The organism is Effusibacillus pohliae DSM 22757 (assembly GCF_000376225.1).
GTDB classification, from domain to species: Bacteria; Bacillota; Bacilli; order Tumebacillales; family Effusibacillaceae; genus Effusibacillus; species Effusibacillus pohliae.
The window spans coordinates 1-26,600 of the sequence record NZ_AQXL01000100.1; the positions used below are offsets into that span (position 1 = coordinate 1).

General features: G+C 55.7%; 27 protein-coding genes and 1 pseudogene. 20 read left to right on the top strand and 8 right to left on the bottom strand.

Features of this window, described 5'->3' with window-relative positions; genetic code table 11:
- From C230_RS19410 to C230_RS0104200, 3 genes and pseudogenes are all read left to right on the top strand, one after another.
- Nucleotides 1-343, top strand: a pseudogene (locus C230_RS19410) (reverse transcriptase domain-containing protein); the annotation flags it as partial.
- A gap of 380 nt (nt 344-723) precedes the next feature.
- The gene (locus C230_RS0104195) at nt 724-1,017 is read left to right on the top strand and encodes a YerC/YecD family TrpR-related protein (protein WP_018130786.1); all 294 of its coding nucleotides are present in this window, start codon (nt 724-726) and stop codon (nt 1,015-1,017) included.
- Nucleotides 1,014-1,727, top strand: coding sequence for a geranylgeranylglyceryl/heptaprenylglyceryl phosphate synthase (locus C230_RS0104200; RefSeq protein ID WP_018130787.1), 714 nt, complete (start codon nt 1,014-1,016; stop codon nt 1,725-1,727). The genes C230_RS0104195 and C230_RS0104200 overlap by 4 nt, the downstream gene beginning before the upstream one ends.
- A gap of 151 nt (nt 1,728-1,878) precedes the next feature.
- Here the strand turns inward: C230_RS0104200 and rseP are convergent, their stop codons facing one another.
- Nucleotides 1,879-2,922, bottom strand: coding sequence for an RIP metalloprotease RseP (rseP, locus tag C230_RS0104205; RefSeq protein ID WP_018130788.1), 1,044 nt, complete (start codon nt 2,920-2,922; stop codon nt 1,879-1,881).
- Nucleotides 2,923-3,041: 119 nt separating this feature from the next.
- On the opposite strand from rseP, the gene C230_RS0104210 reads away from it, so the two are divergent.
- The 4 genes from C230_RS0104210 (at nt 3,042) to C230_RS22350 (ending at nt 8,819) form a co-directional block, all read left to right on the top strand.
- Nucleotides 3,042-3,992 carry an ATP-binding protein gene (locus C230_RS0104210; protein WP_018130789.1) on the top strand — a complete coding sequence of 317 codons (951 nt, stop codon included), beginning with the start codon at nt 3,042-3,044 and terminating at the stop codon, nt 3,990-3,992.
- Nucleotides 3,993-4,250: 258 nt separating this feature from the next.
- Nucleotides 4,251-6,539, top strand: coding sequence for a DNA helicase PcrA (pcrA, locus tag C230_RS0104215; protein ID WP_018130790.1), 2,289 nt, complete (start codon nt 4,251-4,253; stop codon nt 6,537-6,539).
- A gap of 66 nt (nt 6,540-6,605) precedes the next feature.
- Nucleotides 6,606-8,621, top strand: coding sequence for an NAD-dependent DNA ligase LigA (gene ligA, locus C230_RS0104220; RefSeq protein ID WP_018130791.1), 2,016 nt, complete (start codon nt 6,606-6,608; stop codon nt 8,619-8,621).
- Nucleotides 8,622-8,678: 57 nt separating this feature from the next.
- Nucleotides 8,679-8,819, top strand: coding sequence for a hypothetical protein (locus C230_RS22350; protein WP_018130792.1), 141 nt, complete (start codon nt 8,679-8,681; stop codon nt 8,817-8,819).
- 203 nt (nt 8,820-9,022) lie between these two features.
- On the opposite strand, the gene C230_RS0104230 is transcribed toward C230_RS22350, so the two are convergent.
- The 3 genes from C230_RS0104230 to C230_RS21215 all read right to left on the bottom strand — a co-directional run bounded on the left by C230_RS0104230 (nt 9,023) and on the right by C230_RS21215 (nt 11,641).
- Nucleotides 9,023-9,739, bottom strand: a complete 717-nt coding sequence (locus C230_RS0104230; RefSeq protein ID WP_018130793.1) for an HAD family hydrolase — start codon at nt 9,737-9,739, stop codon at nt 9,023-9,025.
- A 75-nt stretch (nt 9,740-9,814) separates the two neighbouring features.
- Nucleotides 9,815-10,381: an O-methyltransferase gene (locus tag C230_RS0104235; RefSeq protein ID WP_018130794.1), complete on the bottom strand. Its 567-nt coding sequence runs from the start codon at nt 10,379-10,381 to the stop codon at nt 9,815-9,817.
- A gap of 126 nt (nt 10,382-10,507) precedes the next feature.
- Nucleotides 10,508-11,641 (bottom strand): mannosyltransferase family protein, encoded by a 1,134-nt coding sequence (locus C230_RS21215; RefSeq protein WP_018130795.1) that lies wholly within the window; start codon nt 11,639-11,641, stop codon nt 10,508-10,510.
- Between the two features lie 36 nt (nt 11,642-11,677).
- Between C230_RS21215 and C230_RS0104245 the strand changes: the two genes are divergently transcribed.
- Together C230_RS0104245 and C230_RS0104250 are read left to right on the top strand one after the other, a co-directional pair.
- Complete coding sequence (locus tag C230_RS0104245) at nt 11,678-12,760, top strand: glycosyltransferase (RefSeq protein ID WP_018130796.1); 1,083 nt, start codon at nt 11,678-11,680, stop codon at nt 12,758-12,760.
- Nucleotides 12,747-13,826, top strand: a complete 1,080-nt coding sequence (locus tag C230_RS0104250) for a mannose-1-phosphate guanylyltransferase (protein WP_018130797.1) — start codon at nt 12,747-12,749, stop codon at nt 13,824-13,826. The genes C230_RS0104245 and C230_RS0104250 overlap by 14 nt, the downstream gene beginning before the upstream one ends.
- Nucleotides 13,827-13,919: 93 nt before the next feature.
- Here C230_RS0104250 and C230_RS0104255 read toward each other — a convergent pair whose 3' ends face one another.
- A complete protein-coding gene (locus tag C230_RS0104255) occupies nt 13,920-14,345 on the bottom strand; it encodes a Fur family transcriptional regulator (RefSeq protein WP_018130798.1) in 426 nt (141 codons plus the stop codon).
- A gap of 121 nt (nt 14,346-14,466) precedes the next feature.
- Complete coding sequence (locus C230_RS22355) at nt 14,467-14,604, bottom strand: hypothetical protein (protein ID WP_018130799.1); 138 nt, start codon at nt 14,602-14,604, stop codon at nt 14,467-14,469.
- 140 nt (nt 14,605-14,744) lie between these two features.
- On the opposite strand from C230_RS22355, the gene C230_RS0104265 reads away from it, so the two are divergent.
- Nucleotides 14,745-15,698 (top strand): MraY family glycosyltransferase, encoded by a 954-nt coding sequence (locus C230_RS0104265; protein WP_018130800.1) that lies wholly within the window; start codon nt 14,745-14,747, stop codon nt 15,696-15,698.
- Between the two features lie 62 nt (nt 15,699-15,760).
- On the opposite strand, the gene C230_RS0104270 is transcribed toward C230_RS0104265, so the two are convergent.
- A complete protein-coding gene (locus C230_RS0104270) occupies nt 15,761-16,240 on the bottom strand; it encodes a PCYCGC motif-containing (lipo)protein (protein WP_018130801.1) in 480 nt (159 codons plus the stop codon).
- 204 nt (nt 16,241-16,444) lie between these two features.
- On the opposite strand from C230_RS0104270, the gene C230_RS19420 reads away from it, so the two are divergent.
- Nucleotides 16,445-16,771, top strand: coding sequence for a rhodanese-like domain-containing protein (locus C230_RS19420; RefSeq protein ID WP_018130803.1), 327 nt, complete (start codon nt 16,445-16,447; stop codon nt 16,769-16,771).
- Nucleotides 16,772-17,278: 507 nt separating this feature from the next.
- Nucleotides 17,279-18,202 (top strand): ketopantoate reductase family protein, encoded by a 924-nt coding sequence (locus tag C230_RS0104290; RefSeq protein ID WP_018130805.1) that lies wholly within the window; start codon nt 17,279-17,281, stop codon nt 18,200-18,202.
- 46 nt (nt 18,203-18,248) lie between these two features.
- Here the strand turns inward: C230_RS0104290 and C230_RS0104295 are convergent, their stop codons facing one another.
- On the bottom strand, nt 18,249-18,950 hold the full coding sequence (locus tag C230_RS0104295; protein WP_018130806.1) for a pirin family protein: 702 nt from the start codon (nt 18,948-18,950) through the stop codon (nt 18,249-18,251).
- A gap of 125 nt (nt 18,951-19,075) precedes the next feature.
- On the opposite strand from C230_RS0104295, the gene C230_RS0104300 reads away from it, so the two are divergent.
- The 8 genes from C230_RS0104300 (at nt 19,076) to rlmD (ending at nt 26,297) form a co-directional block, all read left to right on the top strand.
- Nucleotides 19,076-19,384: a winged helix-turn-helix transcriptional regulator gene (locus C230_RS0104300; RefSeq protein WP_018130807.1), complete on the top strand. Its 309-nt coding sequence runs from the start codon at nt 19,076-19,078 to the stop codon at nt 19,382-19,384.
- 72 nt (nt 19,385-19,456) lie between these two features.
- Nucleotides 19,457-19,747, top strand: a complete 291-nt coding sequence (gene gatC / locus C230_RS0104305; protein ID WP_018130808.1) for an Asp-tRNA(Asn)/Glu-tRNA(Gln) amidotransferase subunit GatC — start codon at nt 19,457-19,459, stop codon at nt 19,745-19,747.
- A 2-nt stretch (nt 19,748-19,749) separates the two neighbouring features.
- The gene (gatA, locus tag C230_RS0104310; protein ID WP_018130809.1) at nt 19,750-21,216 is read left to right on the top strand and encodes an Asp-tRNA(Asn)/Glu-tRNA(Gln) amidotransferase subunit GatA; all 1,467 of its coding nucleotides are present in this window, start codon (nt 19,750-19,752) and stop codon (nt 21,214-21,216) included.
- Nucleotides 21,213-22,658 (top strand): Asp-tRNA(Asn)/Glu-tRNA(Gln) amidotransferase subunit GatB, encoded by a 1,446-nt coding sequence (gene gatB / locus C230_RS0104315; protein ID WP_018130810.1) that lies wholly within the window; start codon nt 21,213-21,215, stop codon nt 22,656-22,658. The genes gatA and gatB overlap by 4 nt, the downstream gene beginning before the upstream one ends.
- A gap of 158 nt (nt 22,659-22,816) precedes the next feature.
- Nucleotides 22,817-23,698, top strand: a complete 882-nt coding sequence (locus C230_RS0104320) for a diacylglycerol kinase (protein ID WP_018130811.1) — start codon at nt 22,817-22,819, stop codon at nt 23,696-23,698.
- 158 nt (nt 23,699-23,856) lie between these two features.
- The gene (locus C230_RS0104325) at nt 23,857-24,210 is read left to right on the top strand and encodes a hypothetical protein (RefSeq protein ID WP_018130812.1); all 354 of its coding nucleotides are present in this window, start codon (nt 23,857-23,859) and stop codon (nt 24,208-24,210) included.
- A gap of 108 nt (nt 24,211-24,318) precedes the next feature.
- Complete coding sequence (locus C230_RS0104330) at nt 24,319-24,921, top strand: cyclodeaminase/cyclohydrolase family protein (RefSeq protein WP_018130813.1); 603 nt, start codon at nt 24,319-24,321, stop codon at nt 24,919-24,921.
- The gene (gene rlmD, locus C230_RS0104335) at nt 24,909-26,297 is read left to right on the top strand and encodes a 23S rRNA (uracil(1939)-C(5))-methyltransferase RlmD (protein ID WP_018130814.1); all 1,389 of its coding nucleotides are present in this window, start codon (nt 24,909-24,911) and stop codon (nt 26,295-26,297) included. Before C230_RS0104330 ends, rlmD begins: the two co-directional genes overlap by 13 nt.
- Nucleotides 26,298-26,600 lie beyond the last annotated feature (303 nt).

Sequence of the window (26,600 nt, forward strand, 5' to 3'; positions counted from 1 at the left end):
ACATTGGGGAACGGTGAAACACCAACTCCTGACGGGAACGTATGAACCGAAGCCGGTCAGACGGGTGGAAATCCCCAAACCCGGAGGCGGGGTGAGGCTCTTAGGAATCCCGACCGTAATGGACCGCTTCCTCCAGCAAGCCCTTCTACAAGTGATGACCCACATCTTCGATGGAGGATTCTTACAGTACAGCTACGGATTCCGACCGGGCAAGCGGGCGCACGATGCCGTGCGGCAAGCCCAACGCTTCATCCAGGAAGGATACCGCTGGGTGGTCGACATGGACCAGGAAAAGTTTTTTGACCGGGTGAATCATGACATCCTGATGGCGCGGGTAGCGCGGTAGACCGCCCATGGAGGCGGAAGTTTCTTGGATTCAGCTTTCTGCCGAATCGGGAGGGAACCATACGGCTCGCACCGAAAACGATCGAGCGGTTTAAGGAACGGATCAGCAAAATCGTCCATCCGGTCACCACATTGGCCAGGATCACAAACGAGCACAACAACGTCACCGTTGCCACTCCCATTAAATACCGCAGAACGGCTCCCTTCATAACACAAGCCTCCCCCGCATATTTCCTATCCATAGTATGGAAACAAAAGAGGATTAGTAACCCTTTTCCTCGAATTTATCGGCGGATAGGTGCGCTTTTCTTGCTATGCTATGGCGTGATACAATTGTAACGCATTTAAGATTGAAAGGGATTATTGGGAGGGGCCGAGATGCAGCTCGATAAACTTCGTGGCGATAAAACACTGGAGCAGTTGTTCGAAGCGGTTTTGGCGTTGCAAACGATGGAAGAGTGCTACCAATTTTTCGATGATCTGGCGACGGTCAACGAAATCCAATCGCTTGCACAGCGTTTGGAAGTCGCCCGCATGCTGCGGAAAGGGCACACCTACAGCCAGATTGAAGCGGAAACCGGCGCCAGCACAGCCACCATCAGCCGTGTGAAGCGCTGCCTCAACTATGGTACGGACGGATACAATCTGATTTTGGACCGGCTGAATAAATGAGCGGACAACCGCATCCCTGGCGAAACTGGCGGCACGTAGTCAAACTCGATCCAGACCGGCCGATTGGTAACTCGGATTTGCGGGAATTGGGGCGGATCGGCACAGATGCCGTTTTGATTGGCGGTACGCAAGGCATCACGTTTGAAAAATCGGCCGATCTCCTGCGCCGGCTCCGTGTACAAGCGCCGAATTTGCCGGTGTGGCAGGAGATTTCCAGCCAATCGTCGATTCTGCCGGATGCCGATGGGTACGGCATCCCCGTCGTGTTGAACGCTGGCGCCACCGAGTGGCTGATTGGCCGCCACACAAGCGCGATCGAACGGTACGGACCGCTGATTCCGTGGGAACGGGTTGTACCGGAAGGATATATTGTTTTGAACCCGCACGCGGCGGTCGCGAGACTGACTGGGGCTCTGGTGCCGGAAAGCCCACAACAGTTGGCCGCTTATGCGGTTGCGGCGGAGCGGATTTTCGGAATGCAAACCTTGTACCTTGAGTACAGCGGAGCTTACGGCGATCCGCAATGGGTTGGCCAGGTACGGCAAGCCACCAGCCTGCATCTTGTCTACGGTGGCGGCGTTCACTCAGCCGAGCGGGCGGCGGAGATGGCTGCCCTGGTAGATACGGTCGTGGTGGGGAATGTGCTCTATGAAAAAGGGATTGAAGCGGTCCGGGAAACAGTGCGGGCGGTCCGGGAAATTCGCGGGTAAACGGGTAACCCGGCGCGGACAAGCGGTCAAAACAAAAACGACCCGCAACGACAGAGCTGTCCGTCACGGATCGTTACGACAAAATGAGTACAAGGATATGTGAAAAATTATACTTGTTTGTCGAATGATCGTCAACCGGTTGTCGAAAATTTTATTGAGAGATTAACTTGAACACATCTTGGAAGGTGACGATCACCATCAGCCCCAGCAGGAACAGGATGCCGATCAGGTTGATCGACGCTTCTTTTTCCAGCGGAATCCGCTTGCCGCCGCGCAGTCCTTCAATGATCAGGAACAGCAGGCGTCCGCCGTCGAGGCCGGGGATCGGAACCAAGTTCAGGACCGCCAGGTTGACAGACAGCATGGCCATGATGTACAGGTAGCTAGGGAGGCCTGCCTGTGACGCCTGACCGGTTACCTGGATAATGCCCACCGGTCCTGCCATGTCCTTGAATGCCAATTGGCCGGTCACCAATTTGGCGAATCCGTCGACCGTCATATACGTGATTTCGCCGGTGTGCCGGATAGCGAAGTACGTATTTTGCAAGAAACCGCCGTATTTTTGATACACGCGCGTGCCGTCGATGCCGATCCCGATCATCGGCGGGTTGTTCCCTTGCCGGACGGGTGTCACTTGCAAGTCGAGCGTACGCGTATCCCGCTGCACCCGGACTGTCACGGGACGACCTTCATTCGCCTGTATTTCCCGCGTGAAGTCGTTTTGTGTGACGATCTTTTTGCCGTTGATTTCCAGGAGCCGGTCATTCGGCTGCAAGCCTGCCTGTTCGGCCGGTGAACCTTGCGCCACTTTGGCTACATAGATATCTTTGATATCGTTAGTCGGAAACCCGAACAGATTGATCATCAGAGCCAGGATCACGATCGCCCCGAGGAAGTTCATCAGCACACCGGCGACGATCACCAGCATGCGGGCGGCCAGCGGCCGGTTGTTAAAATTGTCCGGGGCGTTCGCCGCCTCCGGGTTGTCTTCGCCAAGCATTTTCACATACCCGCCGAACGGAAACCAGTTCAGACGATAGACCGTTTCGCCACGGCGGAATTTGAGGATCGGGTGGCCGAAGCCGACCGCAAATTCCTCGACTTTGACGCCTGTCGCCCGAGCTGCCCAGAAATGCCCCAACTCGTGGATGAAAATCAGGATTCCGAGAGCGAGCAGTGCCATCACAATGTTCATTTGATCACTCCTTACGGGTCTAGGGTTAACCCCGTTGGTTCAATCTATGCAGCAAACAAATGGGACATTCTTGCGAATCATAGACGCTAATTAGTATACCATATGAGGGGGTGTGATGTATGTCCAGATTAACAATCCGGATCAGTCCTTCCAACCTGCAGCCTGATCCAGAAGCGTTGTTGCGGCACGTCGACTCCCGGCTGGCCGCGGGCCAGTCTGTCACTGTCGACGCACTGCTGCGGTCGGCGAAAGCGCGGGCGCCCTTTTTAAAAGTGGCCCGGCAGCACGGAGCGGCAACGAAAATCGTGTTTTCCCCCTCCCGGATCGACCGGCGGTTGCAAATTCCGACTTATGCGGAAGCGGCCGATCAGATCGAAATTCGGCAGGATGTGCAGGTCGACGAGGCGGCGGCCGGATTTTTCCGGCAGCATGAGCAGGCGCTTGTGGAGAATCCTGCCGGCATTTTTCGCCAATTGGAACAGGATGGCCGTTTGTTGCGCTGGATTCCCGAATATAAGGGGACGATTGGGCTTGACCAACACAGCCGTTACCACACGTACAGCGTGTTCGACCATATTCTGCACGCCGTGTCGTTTGTGGCGGGCACCAATTTGAAGATGGTATGGGCAGTGCTGCTGCACGATATCGGCAAAGGATACCCGGGTATCAAGCAGTTTCTTGGGGTGTTCGTGGAACCGTATGCATCGTATGCGAAAAAAGACCGGGTGGTGATCGAGAACGGGGAACGCATCCGCAACGGCCTCGATTCAGGTGAAACGTATCGGGTGAACGGTGTCGACATCCCGAAAAAATATATCGCAACCGATTTGATGGGCCATTTTTACGACCATGAAAATGTCGGGGCGCAGTTGGCGCTCCGTATCTTGCCAAGGATCGGGTATTCCCCCGGTTTTGCGCATGAGGTGGCGGCTCTGGTGCAGTTCCACATGTCGATGCCGCGGGAGTTGGACACGATTTCAGCCGCCTCCTTGAAAAAGTGGTATGCCAAGGTCGGCCCCTATGCGGCCGAGCTGATGATGGTCCGGCTGGCGGACGACCGCGGAAAATAGCAAAGGTTCCCTTGCACCAAAGGGCATATAGGGCGACTTGGCAATTCATTGCCATAGCGCCACTTATACTCTCTGAGTGCAAGTCTCGCCACGCCGCCGGGGTCCCCGCCAAGTGCTTGCACTTGGTGGGGTGAGCTGTTGGACCGGGTCTCGCTTTGCAGGAAAGGGGCCTTTTTTTCTTGAATAGAACGTGGTACAATGAAAAAAGAATCAATACGAACGTATGTTTGCTTTTGATCAATGACAGGCGGTGGCAAAATGATTTCAAATGGCGATTCGGAAGCGATTCTGCTAGGATTGAACCCGCAGCAGCGGGAAGCGGTGTTGCATCAGGACGGGCCGCTCCTGATCCTGGCGGGAGCCGGGTCCGGCAAGACGAGCACGCTAACAAGGCGGATTGCCTATTTGATTCACGAGCGGCGGGTGGCGCCCTGGTCCATTTTGGCGATTACGTTCACGAATAAGGCGGCGCGTGAGATGCGCGAACGGGTGGAAAAATGGGTCGGTTCGATCGCGGCCGACATGTGGGTGTCGACGTTCCACTCGATGTGCGTGCGGATTTTGCGGCGGGAAATCGAGAAACTCGGGTATGCGTCGACGTTCACCATTCTCGATGCGGCCGATCAGGTAACAGCGGTCAAACAGTGCTTGTCCGATCTGAATCTCGATCCGAAGAAGTATGATCCGCGGGCGATCCTGAACCATATTTCGGGCGCCAAGAACCAGCTGCTCGGCCCGCAGGCGTTTGCCAAGCGGGCGCGGGATCTGTTTCAGCAGGTGGCGGCTCAGGTCTACGAACGGTATGAAAAATTGCTGCGCAGCAACAACTCGCTTGATTTTGACGATTTGATCATGAAGACGGTGAAGCTGTTTGAGACAGATCCTGCCACGCTTCAGCATTACCAAACCAAATTCCGCTACATCCACGTCGATGAATATCAGGATACGAATCACGCCCAGTATAGGCTCATCAAGCTGTTGGCCGGCCAACACCGGAACCTGTGCGTGGTCGGCGATTCCGATCAGTCGATCTACGGCTGGCGGGGGGCGGACATTTGGAACATTCTCAATTTCGAACAGGATTACCCGGATGCGACGGTCATCAAACTGGAGCAAAATTACCGCTCCACCAAGCGGATTTTGGCTGCCGCCAATACGGTGATTGAGCACAACACGCAGCGCAAACCGAAAAACCTCTGGTCGGACAAGCCGGAAGGGGAGCCGATCATCCTCTACCGGGCGATGGACGAGCATGATGAGGCTTATTTTATCGTGCAGCAAATCCAGAACGCGTTGCGGGAAGGGTTTACGTACCGCGATTGCGCGGTGCTGTACCGGACGAACGCCCAGTCGCGGGTGTTGGAAGACGTATTGCTGAAATCGTCGATTCCGTATACGATCGTCGGCGGCATCCGATTTTATGAGCGCAAAGAGATCAAGGATGTGCTGGCGTATCTGCGGCTGATCGCCAATCCGAACGACGATCTGTCGCTCACCCGGATCATCAACGTTCCGAAGCGGGGCATCGGCGACGGCACGCTGGAAAAGATCCGCGTCTATGCGGCCGCCAACGGACTGTCGCTGTTTGCGGCGATGACGCAAGTCGAGAACATCGGGCTGGCTCCGCGATTTGTCAAGACGATTCAGGAGTTTGTCCTGATGATCCAAAATCTGGCTACGCAGCAGCACTACCTGTCGGTCACCGAACTGACCGACGAGATGTTGAAAATGACCGGCTACCGGGCGGAATTAAAGGCGGAAAAGACGCTGGAAGCGGAGACGCGTCTGGAGAACCTGGACGAGTTTCTGTCGGTCACGCAGGAGTTCGAACAACGTTATCCGGGGGAAGGATTGCAAGCGTTCCTGACGGAGGTCGCGCTGGTGGCGGATGTGGATTCGGTGACGGGCGCGTCGGATGCGGTGATTTTGATGACGCTTCATTCCGCGAAAGGGCTGGAGTTCCCCATCGTGTTTCTGGCCGGTATGGAAGAAGGGGTTTTCCCGCACAGCCGGGCGCTCGACGATCCGGATGAGATGGAGGAAGAGCGCCGGCTTTGTTATGTGGGGATCACCCGGGCCGAGGAAAGGCTGTTTCTCACCACTTGTTGGAGCCGTACACTGTTCGGGCAGACGCGGATCAATTCGGAATCCCGGTTTTTGCAGGAGATTCCGCAGGAATTGATCGAGGAGGGAGGTACTGGAGCGGAGCAGAGCGGCAACTTCGGGCGTATGCGGCGTGGGATGCACTCAGAGGGCACAAGTCGCGTCACGGCAGCAGAGCTGCCGGATCGCGCTGTGGCCGGATCTGCGGGGGGCGGACGCGGATTTGGCGGTGGCCGCATTGGAACGCACATTCCGCAAGGCTTTGGCGCGGATCTGTCGGTTTCGTGGGAGATTGGCGACAAGGTGAAACACAAGTCCTGGGGAGAAGGCACGATTATCGACCGGTCAGGGGATGGAGAGAACCTCGAGTTGACCGTCCGCTTCGCTCCTCCGACCGGCACCCGGAAGCTGCTGGCCAAATTTGCTCCGATTCAAAAGCTGTAGGTGCACGGTCAGCTGTTTCCACTTTCTGATTTTGTTTCACAGGACTCGACGTTTTGGGGTGAAAAGATGAATCGTGAACAGGCGATCGAAAGGATCGAAGAATTGCGTTCCATCATCAAACAGCACGATTATCAATACTTCGTTCTCGACCAGCCGACGATCAGCGATTCCAAATATGACAAGCTGATGCAAGAGCTGATCGAACTGGAAACCGAATTTCCGGATTTGATTACGCCCGACTCGCCCACACAGCGGGTCGGCGGACAGGTGCTGGAAGGGTTTGCGAAGGTGCGCCACCGCACCCCCATGCTGTCTTTGGCGAATGCATTTGGCGAGGGGGATCTGCGCGATTTTGACCGCCGCATCAAATCCCTGGTGGCGGGGGAACCGTTCGATTACGTGGCCGAGTTGAAAATTGACGGCCTGGCCGTTTCGCTGATTTATGAAAATGGCCGGTTCGTCCGCGGCGCCACACGGGGCGACGGGGAGGTCGGCGAAGATATCACCGCCAACCTGAAGACGATCAAAGCACTGCCGCTGTCGCTGCCGAAGCCGCTGACGATGGAGGTGCGCGGCGAAGCCTACCTGCCGAAGCGGGAATTTGAACGAATCAACCGGCAACGGGCGGAAGTGGGCGAACCGCTGTTTGCCAATCCGCGAAACGCGGCGGCCGGTTCGCTGCGCCAATTGGATCCGCGGATTGTCGCCGAACGTAACCTGTCGATTTTTGCCTACGGGATCGGATCGATCGAAGGGGAATCGGCCGGGACGCATGCGGAAGCTTTGGATCTTTTGCAGCAGCTTGGCTTTAAGGTGAATCCGGAGCGCCGCGTGCTGCCCGACATCGATGCGGTGATTGCGTTTGTTGAATCGTGGACAGGCGAGCGGAGGGCGGCCCTCCCTTACGAAATCGACGGAATCGTGATCAAAGTCAACCAGACTCATCTGTATCCGCGACTCGGCACGACTGCGAAAAGCCCCCGCTGGGCGATCGCCTACAAATTTGCGGCGGAACAGGCGGAAACTGTCTTGCGCGAGATCACCGTCAACGTGGGGCGGACCGGTGTTGTGACGCCCACCGCAGTGCTCGAGCCGGTTCGCTTGGCCGGAACCACAGTTTCCCGCGCCACTTTGCACAACGAGGATATCATTCGCCAGTTGGGCGTGATGATCGGTGACACGGTGGTGGTACAGAAAGCGGGTGACATCATTCCGGAGATCGTGCGTGTCGTAACCGAAAAACGGACGGGTGCGGAAAAACCGTTCTCGATGCCAACCCACTGCCCGGAGTGCGGGGCGGAATTGGTACGGTTGCAGGGGGAAGTGGCAGTTCGCTGCATCAACCCGCAGTGCCCGGCGCATAACCGGGAAGGGATTATCCATTTTGTGTCGCGCGATGCGATGAACATCGAGGGCCTCGGCGAACAGATCGTCAAGCAGCTGTTTGACAGCGGATTGGTGCGCGATCCCGCCGATTTGTACTACCTGACGATGGATGACCTGCTGCCGTTGGAGCGAATGGGCAAAAAATCGGCGCAAAATCTGCTCGAATCGATCGCCAAATCGAAAGACAATTCGCTCGAACGATTGATCTTCGGTCTTGGCATCCGGTTTGTCGGGGAAAAAGCGGCGAAGCTGCTGGCGGATCATTTTGATACGCTGGACAATCTGATGCGGGCATCGGTCGAGGAACTGCTGGCGGTTCCCGAGATCGGGCCGAAAATGGCCGACTCGATCCAGGAATATTTTGCCCAGGAAAGCGCCCGGCAGGTGATTGAAAAGCTTCGTCAGGCGGGCGTCAATTTTGCCTATCAACGGCCGGCAGCCGTGGCGGCGGAAGATTCTCCGTTCGCCGGCAAGACGTTCGTGTTGACCGGAACGCTGGCTGCCATGGACCGCAAGGAGGCGGCGCGGCTGATCGAACAGCGCGGCGGAAAAGTGACCGGCTCCGTGTCGAAAAACACCGATTATGTGATCGCGGGCGAGAAGGCCGGTTCCAAGCTGGACAAAGCGAAGCAGCTTGGGGTGGAAGTGCTGGATGAAGAGACGTTCCTGGCGTGGCTGGAGGAAGCTGGTGCGTAAACGGACAGAAGCAGGCGCGTAAGCGGGCGTAAGGCGGTCACAGCCAAAAGGAAGCCGGTGAGGCCGGGGACGGCAGCCAATCGGCGTTGCCGGATTTTGCCGGACGGATATATCCGGGACTCGGTCTATTCCAGCATCATAGCGGAAGAATGGCTGGCGGTAAAACAAAGGCTGGAAGGCTATTTGAACATGCGCTAAAAACGACGTGGGATGGCTGCGAGCTTGCGGACAGCAGTGTGAACAGAGCAAGCCGTCCCGGGCAGAGGAAGCAGTGCCGACAGACTGCAAGCCAGGGGCTCACTCATGTGACAACCCCCATCAAAGGGGCGAGGAAACGCTGCAAGCAGCAACTGTCGCTTTTGATGGGGGCTGTTGACTTGTTATGTTGCTTGTTATGTTGTTCATTCGGAGCAGCCCGTGGGGAGTTGCAAACACCGCTTTTTGATCAGCGAGAAAAACAGTTCGGTGTCGCTTAAATCGTTCAACAGGTGATCCGGCTGTGCCGCCTGCAGCATTTCATACGAATTGCCGCCGGTTGCCACAGCGATTACTGTCGCCCCCATTTTTTTCGCCGCTTCAATGTCCTTTACCGTATCGCCGATAACCACCGTCTGACTTGGTGCAAAATCGGTTTTGTAGTAGGCGGATGCCCGTTCCACTCCATTTTGTAACACCTGGTACCGCTCCGCCAGCGAGTCGCAAAAACCTCCGACCGGAAAATACCGATTGAGGTCAAACAGATCGAGTTTGATTCTCGCCCCTTTTTCCAGGTTGCCGGTGCCCAGGCAGTTATACAGCCCGGCCTGTTGGTCGATCCGCTGCAAAATCTCCTTCACGCCGGGGAGCAATTCGGTATGTCCGGAACGCAGTTCCTCCTCCAACGCGCGATAATACCGCTCCAAAAATTCGGGCAGTCTGGCGGTATCCAGATGATGCTTTTGAAACGCGAAATGAATGAAATGCAGGTCGAGGCCGCCTGCCATCTGGATGTCATCAAACGCGTCCGGGATTCCGAACAGTTCGGCAAACGCCTTGTTCATGGCTCGCTTGCCTGCTCCTCTGGCTCGAATCAAAGTCCCGTCAATGTCCCACAGAAACAAGATCGAAATCGCAAACACCTTCCTTCGTTCCTTCACGGGGCGATGGCAAACGACCGCTTGCGGCCGCTCATCTGCTTTCAGAGTCCGCTTCCGTCACTTCACGCGGGCGATCGCAAACCCGTCACATATGGGCAGCAACAACGCTTCCAACCGCTCGTCAGCTGCCAACCGTCGGTTGAACTCGCGCACTGCTTCCGTCTCTTTGTCCCGATTTTCCGGATCGAGCACGCGGTCTTTCCACAAGACGTTGTCAGCCGTGATGATGGCCCCGGGATTTGCCAACTGGAGGGCCCATTCCAAGTATAAGGGATAATTGTCCTTATCTGCATCAATCAAAAAGAAATCAAATCGTTCCCCCTCATCAAACAGCTCCTGCAAACGATCCAACGCTGGTCCGATCCGGTATTCCACCCTGTCGGCTAAGCCGGCCCGCCGCATGTTGGTCAACGCGAGATCGGCGTATTGCTGCTGCAGTTCCAGCGAGACGATTTTGCCGTCATCGGCCAATCCGCGTGCCAGGCAGATGGCGCTGTAACCGCCCAGTGCCCCGATCTCCAAAATGCGTCTGGCTCCCGAGATTTTGTCAAGCAGCGTTAACAGTTTGCCCAACTCCGGTTCCACAGAAATCCAATACACATGTCTGGCGGTCGTGTTGGTCAAATTGAACGAACAACTTCACTCCCCTCTGATTTACGGATTGTTGGGGTTAACGATGTTTCACTTTTGGGTGGAACTGTTCTCGTGGCGGCCCAAGTACAACCCGGAATTATGGCAATCGTTGGGACTTTAGAACACAAACAACCCGCCCGTGAACTTGTCGAGCAAATACCACTGGCCGGCGGTGCAGAGCAGCATGACCGCGGCCAGCCACACCTTATGCCGCAGCAGTAGTGCCCAAACGATAAACAGCGGAAAAATCACGATCACGAACCGCGGAATGCTGTAAAAATAGGAATTCACCGGACTGGGAGAGAGCAGCGGCACAACGACCGCAGCCAGCATATACAAGCTGTAACTCCAGCGGAGCCGTAGCCGCTGCTGCCAGAATGACAGACCGGTCAGCGCCAGTTCCCAATAGGCGGTGATCGCTTCGTAGATCCGATTGAGCCGCGGCCAGCCGTGCCGAGGTCTTGTCAGTACATCCCAGGTCCCTCGCCAGACGGTCGCCCAAGGCCAACGGAACGTCCGACTCCAGTATTGTTGGGCGTGCACAAATGCCAGCGGGTCACCGATTTTTTTGTACAGCAAGAGCATGTAGGAGAGGATTCCCGCAATCGGCAGTGTGATCCACAACAGATCGGCCCGCACCCGCCGCCATTGAAAATCGCGTGCGGCAAGATACTCGTACAAAAAAGGCAGCATCAGGAGCGTCCCGGTATTGCGCGTCAGCGAAGCGAAAAATCCGAATACCCCCGCCCACCCCCACATCCGTTGCCGCAGAAAATAAAAACACCCCACCGTCCAGAAAAGAAACAAAGATTCTGTGTACACGGCCGTAAAGTAAAACGACGCCGGAAACACGATCAGGAGCATGACTGTCCGAATCACCACGATTCGCGAATAATCCAGGGACAGAAGACGCACTAGTAAGTATAACGCGAACAAAAAAGCGATGTTCGCAACCAGCAGTCCGGCGAGCCGATAAGACATGCCGAACGCATCGTGCAAACCGCGCATCAGATACGGGTACAGCGGGAAAAAAGCGGCCGGTTGCTGCCAACCGTACCCTTCATGGGCGATCCGGATATACCACAAAGCGTCCCAGCGGACAAAATTGTCCAGCAGGGCATACTTTACATACGCGGTCGTGTCGGGGAGCGAAACATATTTTCGGACAAAAACGAAACTCGCCCCAAGCACGATGCATTTATGCAGAAAAAAAAGCGCAAATGTATAAAGCCGGGCTTTTCGCTCGGTCATCTCTTCACCCCATAGTCAGGTACACAGGAGGCACCGATGATCAGTATCATCATACCCACTTACAACGAAAAAGCTAACATTCCGGTTCTGACGCAGCGGATTCGAGGTGTGCTCCACGGTGAGTCGTACGAAGTGATTTTTGTCGATGACAGCACGGATGATACGCCGGCTGTGCTGGAAGCGGTCAGCAGGCAATATCCGGAATTTCGATCTATCCACCGTGATCGGGAGAGGGGATTGGCGACGGCGGTGATCCTCGGGTTTCAGGCGGCGAAAGGGGAAATTTTGGCGGTGATGGATGCCGATTTGCAGCATCCGCCGGAACTTTTGACCGAAATGTTAGCACATATCCAGCGGGGGGCCGATCTTGTTCTGCCCAGCCGCTTTTTAAACGGGTGCGGGGATCAGGGACTGCGTTGGCACCGGAAAATCATCGCCAAGACGGCCCGGCTGGTGAGTCAGTTGGCCCTGCAGCGGGTGCGCAAAGTGTCCGATCCGATGAGCGGCTTTTTTATGCTTCGCCGCCACGTTCTGCGGGGAATCGACTGGAATCCGATCGGCTGGAAAATTTTGATGGAAATTCTGGTGAAGGGACACTATACGAACGTGGTGGAAATACCATACCAATTTTGTGAACGGTTCGGCAACAAATCGAAGATGAGCCTGCGGGAACAATGGAACTACCTGCGGCACGTCTACCGTCTGGTCGTCAGCAGCCCGGAGGACCGCCGGCTTTTCCTGTTTCTGCTGGTCGGTCTGTCCGGCGTCCTGGTCAACTTGCTTGTGTTTGATTTTCTGTATGCGATCGCCGGATTCAGCGCGCTATGGGCGGGATTTTGTTCGGCGCTGGTCGCGATGACGTCCAATTTTATGCTGCACGATACGTTCACCTGGCCGGGGGACAAGCAGGGCTACGCGTTCATCCGCTATCTGAAATACGTTTTAATTTCAACGGTCGGCATCGGCATCAATTTGTTGACTTTATATCTGCTGCATTCCCGTTTCGGTCTCAATCCATTGCTCGCGAACGCGATCGGGATCGCGGTGGCAACCGGCTGGAACTTTGGCATGAACAGCATCTGGACATGGCGGGAGGCACTGAGACATGTCAGAATTTAACGTGATCGTGATGGCGGGCGGCAAGGGGGAGCGGTTCTGGCCGCTCAGCCGATCACAATGGCCCAAGCAATTTCTGACGATTGCGGGAAACCGCTCGATGCTGCAGATGACGGTCGACCGCCTAAGGAAACTGGCGCCGCTTGACCGCATTTATATCGTAACGAACGTCAGTTACCGAAATATCGTGAAATTGCAATTGCCGGAACTGCCGGAAGAAAATATTTTTCTGGAGCCGGTCGGACGCGACACAGCCGCCTGCATCGGACTGGCCGCCTGCAAGGTTGCCGTCCGTGACCCAAACAGCGAGTTGCTGATCGTTCCGGCCGATCACTACGTGGACGATGAACAGGCATTTGTCGACAGCATTCAGGAGGGGAGACTTGTACTGCGGGCGACGCGAGGGATCGTCACACTGGGGATCAAACCGGCGTACCCGGAAACCGGCTACGGCTACATGCAGGTGTCAATGCGGACGGAAGATCGGATTTTCTCTGGGTACAAGGTGGAACGGTTTCTGGAAAAGCCAAACCGCGAAACAGCCGAGTTTTTCATCCGGCAGCCGAATTACTACTGGAACAGCGGTATGTTTTTGTGGCATACGGATACGATCGAACGGATGATCGCCCGCTTTCTGCCCGATTTGCACAAAGGATTGGAAACGATTCGGCCGGCGCTGGGCAGCCGGGAAGAAACAGCTGTGATCGAACAGGTCTATCCTCGGTTGCCGGCGATTTCGATCGATTACGGGGTGATGGAAAAAGCGGACAACATCCATATGATTCCTTGCGATTTTGGCTGGAACGATGTGGGCAGTTGGGGAGCCCTGGACAAAATTTCCGAGCGGGACATGTATGACAATGTGATCCAGGGGAATGTGATCAATCTGGATACGCATGACTGCATCATTCACAGCGTCGGCGGCAAACTGATCGCCACCCTCGGCATCGAAAATATGATCATCGTGGATACGGAAGATATTACGCTGGTGTGCTCCAAGTACCGTTCGCAGCATATCAAGGATCTGATCCAGGAATTAAAGCGGCAGAAGCTGGAGGCATATCTGTAACCCCACCGGAGTGACGAAAAGCTTCGTAGACAATTCCGATTACTTCGGCGGGGACCCGGAATTAGCCGCCATCGGGGAATAAATAAGCCGCCCCTAGTGTGGAGCAGCTGTTTTGCAATCGGGGCAGTATCCGAGCAGTTCAAACCGGTGTCTGACAACCTGAAAGTCTTCCGGCACATATCGCATCAGATCCATCGGGCATTCATGCAGCGTTTGCGTGCGGCCGCAGGCGAGGCACACCAGGTGATGATGGTGATCAGTCGAGCAGCGGATGCGGAAGCGTGACCCGCCTTCGCCAAACTCCGACTCCTCGATGATTTTCTCTTCTTTCAACAGATTCAGGTTGCGGTACACCGTATCGACCGAGATGTGAGGATAGACTGCTTTCAGTTTCTCCATCAGTTCCTTGGCCGATATATAACGGTTTTGTTCGAGCAAAATTTCGACGATTGCACGCCTTTTTCCGGTCAGTTTGAACCCTTGTTCCTTCAGCTGCCGGAGGAACTTGTCCGCATCCATCCTGCACTCCCCCTTTGTTTCCCTGTCATTGTAGGAAACAAAAAGCGGAAGTGTCAAGTGAAGCGCGCATCAATGCCACGGCAGGTTCGAAGCCGACTTCCTGGCAGGAACTCGGCAAACATCACTTGCCTCTGATGAATTCACGGACGTTTTGACGGTAACGGGGACGTACGCGAACGAATTTGTAGCGGGCGGAGTATCTGCCAAGGAAAAAAATAACAGGGATGGTAATGATTCCAACAATCACGCCGGCGCTCATGATCTCACCTCCTCATGGAAACAAGGCTTTGGATGGTAGAGCATATGTTGGGCATATTGAAAATATAACTACTTCAATCCCCGCGGGTTGTTTGATATAATGGTAGGGATTATCAGACCGACGTAGGAGGCCAGGCTTCGATGCAGCACGTGTTGACGTTTACTCTTGCCTTTTTCATCGTCTATGCGTTGGTTCCCGTGATGCGCGCCATTGCCTTGCGCACAGGGTTTGTTGACATTCCCAATCAAAGGAAAATCCACCGGGATCCGATTCCGCTTCTGGGCGGGGCCGCAATGTTCGTCGGGTTTTTTGTCACAACCATGCTGATGGGCGAGGTTGACCGCGAGTACATAGGGCTGGCGTTGGGCGCCTTGGTGATTTTTGTCATCGGATTGGTCGATGATTATGCGAAAACGAGGGGCAAGGATTTTCCCGCCTTGCCGAAGTTTATCGGGCAGCTGCTGGCCGCTTCGATCCTGATTTATTTCGGGATTCGGATCGAGGGAATCACCATCCCGTTTGGCGGCGGTGCAGGCTATTATCAATTCGATTATTGGCTGTCGGTGATCGGAACGATCCTCTGGGTGGTCGGCATTACCAACATGTTTAACTTTCTTGACGGAGTCGATGGATTGGCCGGCGGTATCGCGGCCATCTCGGCGACCACGCTGTTGTTTATTTCGATCCTCAAGGGGCAAACGGACAGCGCGATGTTTGCCACCACACTGATCGCCATCTCGCTTGCGTTTTTGCGGCACAATTTCCATCCGGCGCGGATTTTTATGGGCGATTCCGGGGCTACGTTCCTCGGATTCACGCTGGCGGCGATCGCTGTCGAAGGGGCGTTCAAGGCGGCGACGCTCGTATCGGTGGCAGTTCCCGTACTGGCGCTTGGCGTGCCGATTTTTGACTTCTTCTATGTCACCATTCGCCGGCTGAAGGAAAACCGGCCCCTGCACAAAGCGGACAAAGCCCATACATTCCACCAGTTGATGCGTTCCGGCATGACCCAGATTCAAGCGGTGGCGTTCCTCTACCTGCTGGGGATCTGCTTCTCGCTGGCGTCAATCATCGTGGTGTTGGTGAACCGGTAAAATACGACATGCTGCGAAAATGAAAAATGAGCTTCCTGCGCGGGAGCTCATTTTTCGATCAATCAGTTCGGCATCGGTGTCGGTGTCGGCTTGGCGCCTGCCGCTCCGTACTTGGAGTCGATGTAGGAGCGGATTTCTTTCGGAGATTTGCCTTCGGACTGCAGTTTCACCGATTCCATCGCGATTGCCATGCAAACGCCGCATTTGCTGCCGTGCGAATCCCAGACGATGCCATCCGGCTTGACTTCCTTCACGAAACAGTCGGCGTTGCTCTTATGTCCCACCGAGTCGCCGCAACCGCAATAACAAGGGATGTTCTGCAATAATGCGCTGTTTTTCGCAGCCAGCGTATAAATTTGCTGCGTTTGTTCCGGCATGCTTTTCAGAAAGGACGGAAGCTGTTCGACGGAAGCAGTTTTCTCCTGAATATCCCCATGCGCTTCCACCGAGTGACCGGTTTCATGCCCGTTGCCGGGCGTCGCGGCTTGCGAGCAGCCGGCCAGCGCGAAAGCGAGTGTTATCGGCAAAAGAAGTTTATTCACTGAAAAAACTCCTCTCCATCAATCGGATTGAACATCAAATATCCTTCATTATCGCACACTTTGCCGAAAAATTCACCGGTTGCGGATGGCAATTCCTCAACAGAGCGCGGCGGAAGCGTACTCGCCGCTGGCAAAACGGACGGATGCCCCTTATAATGACAAAGGGGCTGTCGCCCCTGATTTTGTTGCAGGAGGCTGAAACGGATGGATGAACGCGGATACATCAATGTGACAGGTGAGCAGGCACCCGATTTTATAAAGGGGAACGGGCAATTGGTGATTCTCGATGTGCGACAGCCGGAAGAATACCGGGACGGCCATGTTCCTGGGGCGGTGCTGATTCCGCTCGGCGAACTGGAGGGGCGGCTGGCTGAATTGGACAAAGAAAAGCCGTATCTTGTGATCTGCCGCAGCGGCCGCCGCAGCGTGATGGCTTGCCAATTGCTCCGGCAGCACGGATTTGACAAGCTGTTCAATCTGCAGGGCGGCATGTTGGGCTGGACAGGGCAAGTGGTGGCCGGCTCGGAGTGACGCTGGCGGTTCTTTGATCGGATTCCCGGTTGCCGATCGCGCCTCCGTTCCTGTGCAGTCTGGCCCGTTTCGAGGAGTCATCGGGCGTCAGATTGAGAGAGACGGAGGCTACCGCCAAGTCGTATGATCACTCGTATCCTTTTCCTGATTTCTCCTGCCCCTTTCCTCTCAACAAACGAAAATCCTCGACACCGTGCGACAAATCGGTTTGCTCTCCGCAAGGCTGGCGGCGATTTTGACAGGTCTGACGTTTGACAATTTCCCGGCTGAGAGGTCTGATCCGCTTTTTCCCCGATATGACGGCTGTTGCGCCTGATTTTCCCATACGGTGTCGATACTTCCCGGGAAATGACGACATATGCGATGACACCGGCATGGCCACACGTTCCATTTTTCCCTCCACTTTTTTCGCGAGTTCAGGGATAATGAGAATTGATCGTTGTTTGGTTCATCGGGATTGGTTGGCGTACCATACTACCATTTTTTGAAACGGAGAGGATGGCAGGTATGAATGTAACAGTCGTGGGTGCAGGTGCGGTCGGCGGGTATTTTGGCGGACGGTTGCAAGAAGCGGGGCTGGATGTAACGTTTCTCGTCCGCGAAAAAAGGGCGGAGCAGCTCAAACAAGTCGGATTGGTCATCGAAAGCCCGTTCGGCAGCGCCCGGTTGACTCCCAAACTGGCGCTTGCTGCAGAGCAAATCGAGGCGTGCGATCTGGTGATTCTGGCTGTGAAAAATTATCATTTGCCGCAGGCGATCGAGTCAATCCGCCCCTTACTGGAAAAGGGTGCGAAAATTTTGCCGCTCTTAAACGGCGTCGAGCACTTTGCGATTCTGCAGCGGGAGTTTGGCGAACAGGCGGTGCTGGGAGGCATTTGCCAGATCATCTCGACGCTGGATCGGGATGGCCGGATTTTGCATACGAATCAGATGCATCACATCGTATTCGGTGCTTTGCACCCGGAGCAGGAATCGTTTTGCCGGCGGTTGATGGAAGTGGCCGCTGGCGCGAATATGCAAATCGAGTTGAGCGAAAATGTCCGCAGCGACATGTGGAGCAAATATGCGTTTATTACGGCGTTTTCCGGTGTCACGACGGCGAGCCGGCTGCCGATCAACGTGGTGTTGATGCATGAAGCGACGCGGGAAGTGTTCCGTTCGACGTTAACGGAAATGTGGGGATTGGCGCTAGCGCACGGAGTACAGCTGCCGGAACGGTTTGTTGAGAAGGTGATGGACAATATGTACCGGCTGCCGGAGGGCTCCACTTCGTCGATGCATCAGGATTTCCGCAAGGGATTGCCGCTGGAAGTGGAAAGCCTGCAGGGAGCCGCGGTGCGGCTCGCCCGGCAGGCGGGAGTCGAGGTGCCGACTGTGCGCACTTTGTACGGGTTGATCAAACCTTATGAACAAGGGGCTGAACAAATGTAGAATCTGTTGTGGGCAAGCGTGATTTTGCAGAGATCGGCAGTGCCGGTCACGGCAGGTCGATCAGCATGAATTCGGCGCCGGAGTCGGCAGCCAATGCCAGCTCGGTCTCGCCTTCGATGCGGGCGGCGTCGCCGGGATCCATTTTTTCCTTGCCGTTTAAGGTCAGTTGGCCGTCGATCACGAACAGATGGGTGCGGCGGCCGGCCTCCGTTTGATAAGCGATCTGCCTGCCTGCTTCCAAAATCGACAGATAGATCGTCATATCCTGATGAATGTGCAGATTGCCGTCATAGTTGCGGTTCGAGACAACGGGCAGCAGTTTGTTGATTTTCGCTTCGCGCGGAAATCCTTTCTGTTCGTAGGAAGGAGTCAGCCGGGGCGTGTCGGGCAAAAACCACATTTGCAGCAGGTGGGCCGGCTGCTCGGCAGACGGATTTGTCTCGGAATGGTAGATGCCGGTTCCTGCCGACATCCGCTGCAACTCGCCGGCCCGCAGCACTTCCCGGTTGCCGGCGCTGTCCTGATGCAGCAGTTCGCCGCTGATCATATACGTGACGATTTCCATTTCGGAATGCGGGTGCATGCCAAAGCCGGAGTCGGGCTGGATGATGTCGTCGTTCAGCACGCGCATCGGACCGAATCGGATGTTCTTCGGATCATAATATTCGGCGAAGGAAAAACTAAAACGGCTGGTCAGCCACCCATGTTCCGCCAGATAGCGTTCGTCGGAGCGAATGATGCGGATCATCGCATTCACCTCTTTCTGTCGTTATTATAAAAATTGATGTTACTTACTTTGTTACAGTATAATAAAGATGTCGACTTCCGATTGTCAAGGGTTTATTATTACAAACAGAAAGGGGGTGTCGCAGGATGGATTACACTACGATGTGCCCGAAGTATGAAGCAGCCATCGAAATTCTCGGCAAGCGCTGGACCGGTCTGCTGATTCGGGTGCTCCTGGGCGGACCCAGCCGGTTTCGCGACATCAAAGAAATTGTACCCGAAATGAGCGATAAAATGCTGACCGAACGGCTGAAAGAACTCGAAGCTGCCGGTATCGTGGCACGGCATGTTTATCCTGAGACACCGGTGAGGGTCGAATACGAATTGACCGAAAAGGGCAAGGACCTGCAAAAGGTCGTGCAAGCAATTCAGGACTGGGCGGAAAAATGGATGTAGACCCCGAAACTGGCGGCGGGGTCTTTTTTATGCTATAATCAGGAAATGGTTTGACGTGTGGAGGTGTGGGAGATGTCCATTACAACGAAAGATGTGGCGCATGTCGCGAATCTGGCGCGGCTTGCACTGAGCGATAACGAGATGGAACAATTTACCGAACAGTTGAACAAAATCCTCCAGCATGCGGAAGAATTGCAGAAGCTGGACCTGCAAGATGTCGAACCGACCAGCCACGTGCTGCCGATGGAAAACGTGATGCGGGAAGACGAGTCACGCGTTTGGCTGACGAATGAACAGGCGCTGGCGAACGCGCCGGACAAGGATGCCGGACAGTTCCGCGTGCCGGCCGTGATGGAGGGATAACGATGAGCATCCTGGACGCATCGATCCGCGAGTTGCATACGAAAATCCGCCGCAAGGAAATCAAGCCGTCGGAGCTGGCGGAAGCGGCGATCCGGCGGATCGAGGAGACGGACGAACAGATCAAAGCATACCTGACGGTGACCGCCGAACAGGCGATCGAGCACGCGAAAAAACTGGACAAGCTGCCGGAAGGCGAACTTCCGCTGTTATACGGCATTCCCGGCGCAATCAAGGACAACATGTGTACCGAAGGCGTCAAGACGACGTGCGCCAGCCGGATTTTGGCCAATTACATACCGCCGTATACGGCAACAGCCGTGAAGAAACTGGAAGAACAGGAGTATGTGCTGGTCGGCAAAACGAACATGGACGAATTTGCGATGGGTTCCTCCAACGAGAACTCCGCATTTTTCCCGACGAAAAATCCGTGGGATCCCGACCGCGTCCCGGGCGGCTCCTCCGGCGGCTCCGCGGCTACCGTGGCGGCCGGGCAAGTGCCTTTCTCGCTCGGCTCTGATACGGGGGGCTCGATCCGCCAGCCTGCTTCCTACTGCGGTGTGGTGGGCATGAAACCGACCTATGGGTTGGTCTCCCGCTTTGGACTCGTGGCGTTCGCTTCCTCGTTGGATCAGATCGGGCCGTTTGCACGCAATGTGGAAGACACCGCGATCGTGCTGCAGGCGATCGCCGGCTATGACAAGCTTGATTCGACCTCTGCGAACGTCGAGATTCCCGACTACCTGTCCGCGTTGACCGGCGACATCAAAGGTTTGCGGATTGCGATGCCGAAGGAATATTTTGCGGAAGGGCTCGACCCGGAAGTGGCGGAACGCGTAAAAGAGGCAATCAAGCTGCTGGAGTCGCAAGGGGCAACCGTGGAAGAGGTGACGCTGCCGCATACTAAATATGCGATTGCTTGTTACTATCTGATCGCCCCGGCGGAAGCGTCCTCCAACCTGGCGCGCTACGACGGAGTGCGTTACGGCGTCCGCGCGGAAGATGCGGAAAACCTGATTGACATGTACAAGAAAACGCGTGCGCAAGGATTCGGGCCGGAAGTCAAGCGCCGCATCATGCTCGGTACCTACGCCCTGTCTTCCGGCTACTATGACGCGTACTATCTGCGGGCGCAAAAAGTGCGCACTTTGATCAAGCAAGATTTTGACAAGGTGTTTGAGAAGTTTGACGTCGTTGTGTCCCCGACCGCCCCGACTGTCGCGTTCAAGGCGGGCGAGAAGGTGAACGACCCGATGACGATGTATCTGAACGACATTTTCACGATTCCTGTCAATCTGGCCGGACTGCCGGGCATCTCCGTACCGTGCGGACTGGCGCAGGGAATGCCGGTCGGCTTGCAAATTATCGGCAAGGCGTTTGACGAGTCGACTGTACTGAAAGTGGCACACGCGTATGAGCAACAGGCAAATCTGAACTTGCGTCCTGCGTTGGTTGGGGGTGTACGGGCATGACAACAGCGACCGCCACGCAATTTGAAACGGTCATCGGTCTTGAAGTGCACGTCGAGTTGAAGACACAATCGAAAATTTTCTGCGGCTGCTCCACCCATTTCGGGGCGCCGCCGAACACCAACGTGTGCCCGATCTGCCTGGGGCATCCCGGCGTATTGCCGGTGTTGAATCGCGGGGCATTGGAACTGGCGATCAAGGCGGCACTCGCGTTGAACTGCGAGATTGCGGAGATCAGCAAATTCGACCGCAAAAACTATTTCTACCCGGATCTGCCGAAAGCGTACCAGATCTCGCAATACGATCAACCGATCGGCCAGCGCGGCTGGATCGAAATCGAAGTGGGCGGCGAAACGAAGCGGATCGGGATCACCCGTGTCCACCTCGAGGAAGATGCGGGAAAATCGACCCACGCCGCCGACGGCACCCATACGCTGGTCGATTTCAACCGGGTCGGCGTGCCGCTGATCGAAATCGTCTCGGAGCCCGACATTCGCAGTCCGGAAGAAGCGCGGGCCTACCTGGAAAAACTGAAAGCGATCATGCAATACTGCGACATCTCCGACGTGAAGATGGAAGAAGGTTCGCTGCGCTGCGACGCGAATATTTCGCTGCGGCCGGTCGGGCAAAAAGAGTTCGGCACGAAAACGGAACTGAAGAACATGAACTCGTTCCGCAACGTGCAACGCGCGCTCGAATACGAACAAGCCCGCCAGGCAAAAGTATTGAGCGAAGGCGGCATGATTGTGCAGCAAACGCTGCGCTGGGACGATGTAAAAAACGAGACGATCGTTATGCGGACGAAAGAGGAAGCGCACGATTACCGGTACTTCCCGGAACCTGACCTGGTCAAGTTGAACATCAGCCAGGATTGGGTGAAGAGAATTCGGGACACGATCCCGGAACTGCCGGATCAACGGAAGGCGCGCTATGTGGAACAACTGGGGCTGCCTGCCTACGATGCAGGCGTGTTGACCTCGTCGAAGGCGATCTCCGATTTCTTTGAGGAAACGATGAAACATACGGACAACGCGAAAGCCGCATCCAACTGGATCATGGGTGAACTGCTGGGCCATCTGAACGAGGCGGACCTTGACATCACCGATTCGAAAATTAAACCGGCCGCCCTCGGCAAGCTGATCGGCCTGATCGACAAAGGGACCATCTCCACCAAGATCGCGAAGACTGTGTTTGAAGAGATGTTTGCCACCGGTGCCGATCCGGAAACGGTGATCCAGGAAAAAGGGCTTGTCCAAATCTCCGATGAGGGAGAGCTGGCGAAGATCGTGGAAGAAGTGATCGCCAACAACCCGCAGTCCGTCGCCGATTACAAAGCGGGCAAAGAGCGGGCGCTGGGGGCATTGGTCGGGCAAGTGATGAAAGCAACGAAAGGAAAAGCCAACCCGCAGATCGTCAACAAACTGATTTTGGAGCGAATTCGGTAAGGGATTCCCGCGCGTTGCCACCGGCGTCCGTTGTGGCTGCTCGATTCCTTGGGTCTCACCGTGGGTGGGGCCCGATTCTATTCCCACGAAAGTGACGTGATGCACGCAGCGGATCCGAGAAAAAGTCATCTCCAAGCGATCGATGGGGGGGTGCCAAGATGCGGCGGAGGGCCCGGCTGATCTACAATCCGACATCCGGCAAAGAAACGATGCGGCAGCACCTGCCGGAAATCCTTGATATCCTGGAGGCGGCGGGGCTGGAAACATCCTGCCATATGACGAAGGGGGCTGACGACGCGCTGCACGCGGCCGTCAAGGCGGCCGAAGAACGCTTTGACTATGTGATCGCGGCAGGCGGTGACGGCACGGTCAACGAAGTGGTGAACGGTTTGGCGTCTGTCGCTGTACGGCCGGTGCTGGGCATTTTGCCAGCAGGCACCAGCAATGATCTGGCGCGGGCGTTGGGGCTGCCGCGCGATTTGGTGGAAGCCGCCAAACAGCTGGCAAAGCTCCAGGTTCGGCCGCTCGATGTCGGGCAGGCGAACGACCATTTTTTTGTGAATATTGCCGGTTGCGGCCGCATAACGGAAATCACCTACGAAGTACCCAGCAAAATGAAGACCGCTCTCGGCCAGCTCGCCTATTACATGAAAGGGTTGGAAAAAATCCCACAACTGCGGCCGATCCCCCTGGAAGTGGAGGCGACCAATTTCGGATTCAGCGGCAAGGCGATGCTCTGCCTGATCTGCAACTCGCATCGGGTGGGCGGATTCGAGAAGCTGGCCCCGGAAGCAAAATTGGACGACGGACTGTTTGACGTGATTATCGTCAAGCATACGAAGATTCCGGATGTGATTCGCCTGGCGACGCAGGCGCTGCGGGGAGATCATGTCCACAACGAGCGTGTGCTGTATTTTCAGGCCGACTGGCTGAAAGTGTCGTCGAACGAGCATGTCGATTTGAATCTCGACGGGGAATACGGCGGGTTGCTGCCGAAGGAATTTCGCGTGTTGAAACACCATTTGCAGGTGCTGGTCTAGTTCTAGAATCGCCTCCCTCCGACATACATATCTTTACAGAACAGATGACGGAATCAATGGCGGCCGCCGGTGTCGGGACAGTCGGATCTCCTCGACTGCGATGCGTTCCTTACGCAAGCACGCCGCCGGCCGTTGCTGGTGCAGTCGGGGGGATCGACATGCAGGATTTTCTGGCCAGATATTATGAGCTGGATCAATTGAAAAAATCGATCGAGGCGGAACTGGAAAAGATGCGGCGGATCCTGTTGGACAAGTTTCCGGAACCGGTCGAGCAGACATTTGGCGCCTACCGGTTGAAAGTGTATGAGCAGGATCGCGGCTCGTTCGATCTGGGCAAGGTGTATCCGTTACTGCCAAGCGACGAGTGGCGTCTGTTCGTTTCCAATCCGAACAACGCCAACATCAAACAGCTTGTCAAGCAGGGTGTGTTGAGAGAGGATCAGGTAGCGGGAGCATACACTGCCAAACCTGTACGAATGATAGCGGTCAAGGAAATCGGGGGAACTACATAAGAAAGCAGAAACAAGGATGGGGAATCCCATCCTTCTGCATGTTGGCGGGAGACTACGGGAGAACGGGATCCGTTTGGTGTATACTAGGGAAGCGAAGGGGCTGTGCGGATGGAGATGGTTCACATGGACAAGCGTTATGTGGAGTATCCACTGGCTGATTTTTGCAAGGAAGTGGCGCGGCCTGCCATCCTGAGTCCGAGCGGCGGTGCGGTGATCGGCGTGGTGGGGGCTATGCTTGCGAGTCTGGCGGAATTGGTGGCGCGCGTTTCGGAACACCATTCGGTGCCGGGTATGTCTGAGGAGTGGCGAGGGATGGCGGACGAGTTCCGGGAGTGGACCGAACGACTGCTTCGTTTTGCCGACCAAGACGTACAGGATGCGGCGAGCATCATCCGGGAGGAAGAAGATCCCGTGTGTATCCGCAAGCGGGTCGCGGCGCCTGCCAAAATCGCATCGGGGCTGGTGAAAGTGCTGCGGCTTGTGGAGAGAATCGCTGAGCAGGCGGATGCATCGGTTCGCTCCGATGTGCGCGCGATTGCTCATTTGGGGCGGGGGGCGGCTGATGCGATTTTTGAAATCGAGCAAAGCGATATTGTACGGGGCGGCGGAGATGCGATGCTGCTTGTCAGGATCGGGGAGTGGCGGGAGGAGGCGCATCGGGCGGCCAACCGAATTTTGGAGAAGGCAAGGGACGATCAATGGCAAAACTGATGGCGAATGTTCCGGTTCAGAAAAATCAACTGATCGAACTCGACATGACCGGCCAGGGGCACCAGGGGGAAGGGGTCGGACGGTATCGGGACTATACCCTTTTTGTGCCGGGCGCGATTGCCGGGGAACGGGTCAAAGCGAAAGTGACGAAGGTGAACAAGAACTATGGGTTTGCGAAGCTGATCGAGATTGTGCGGCAGTCTGAACAGCGGACGGAACCGCCCTGTCCGCTCTATCACCGGTGTGGGGGCTGCCATCTGCAGCACATGACGTACGAAGCGCAGCTCGCTCACAAACGGCAGACCGTGGTCGATGCGTTAACAAGAATCGGCAAGCTGGAGGACGTGACGGTGCACCCGACGCTCGGCATGGACGAGCCGTGGCGGTATCGCAACAAATCGCAGGTGCCGGTGGGGCTTGTGAACGGCAAAATTGTAGCCGGCTTTTACGCGCCGGGAACGCATGAGATCATCGATATGGAAGGGTGTCCGATCCAACATCCTTACAGTGACGAGATCGTCAACACAGTCAAGCGGGCGCTGGCCGACCTCGGGATCCCGCCATATGACGAGACAGGGCATAAGGGACTTGTTCGCCATATCGTGGCGCGGGTCGGGTATGCCACCGGGGAGACGATGGTGGTGCTGGTGACCAACGGCCGCAACATTCCGCGGGTGGACGAGTTGATCCGCCGCCTGCGGAATGAAATCCCGCACGTGGTGTCGATCGTGCAAAATGTGAATACCGCTGTCACGAATGTGATTTTTGGGCCGCATACGATCACACTGTGGGGAAAGGATGGGATCGAGGATCGGATCGGCGATGTCCGATTTTTCATCTCGGCCCGATCGTTCTTCCAGGTGAATCCGATCCAGACCCAGGTGCTGTACGACAAGGCGTTGGAGTATGCGCAGTTGACGGGACGCGAAACGGTGGTTGACGCGTATTGCGGGATCGGTACGATTTCGCTGTTCCTGGCGAGACGAGCGAAGCGGGTCATCGGGGTGGAAGTGGTGGAGGAAGCGATCGAGGATGCGCAGCGGAACGCCGAGCTCAACGGTATCATGAACGCAGAGTTCCTGGCGGGAGAAGCGGAGCAGGTGATTCCGCAGCTGTACGCAGAACGGGGGCTGCGTGCCGATGTGGTAGTGGTGGATCCACCGCGCAAGGGGTGTGATGAGAAGTTGCTGCAAACGATCGTCGACATGCAACCGCAGCGAGTGGTCTACGTAAGCTGCAACCCCAGCACGCTGGCCCGCGATTTGCGCTTTCTGGAGGATCGGGGCTATGAGACGCAAGAGGTGCAGCCGGTGGATATGTTCCCGCATACGTTTCATGTGGAGTGCTGCTCGCTGCTCGTGAGAAAAGAAAATTAGAGATGCGTCTGTGCGCAAAAAAGCCTCTCCAATAGTAGCTCGGAATTAGAGAGATGAATCCGAGTCTGGACAAGGGGTGAATGGGTCAAAAATCGCCTATTTTGTTAACCTTGGAAAGCCATTTTCAAAAAATGGGCATGCCAAATAACCCGACAATATCGGGTTTTTAAAAAATATGGAAAAGGCCTGTGACTATGCAGCTAATTGGCTTGCAAACCATTCGTCCAGTGAAGGAAGGTTCGCTTTTCTTGCTTCTTCCAACCATGCGTCGGCATGTTGGCACATGGCAATCAAGTAGACTCG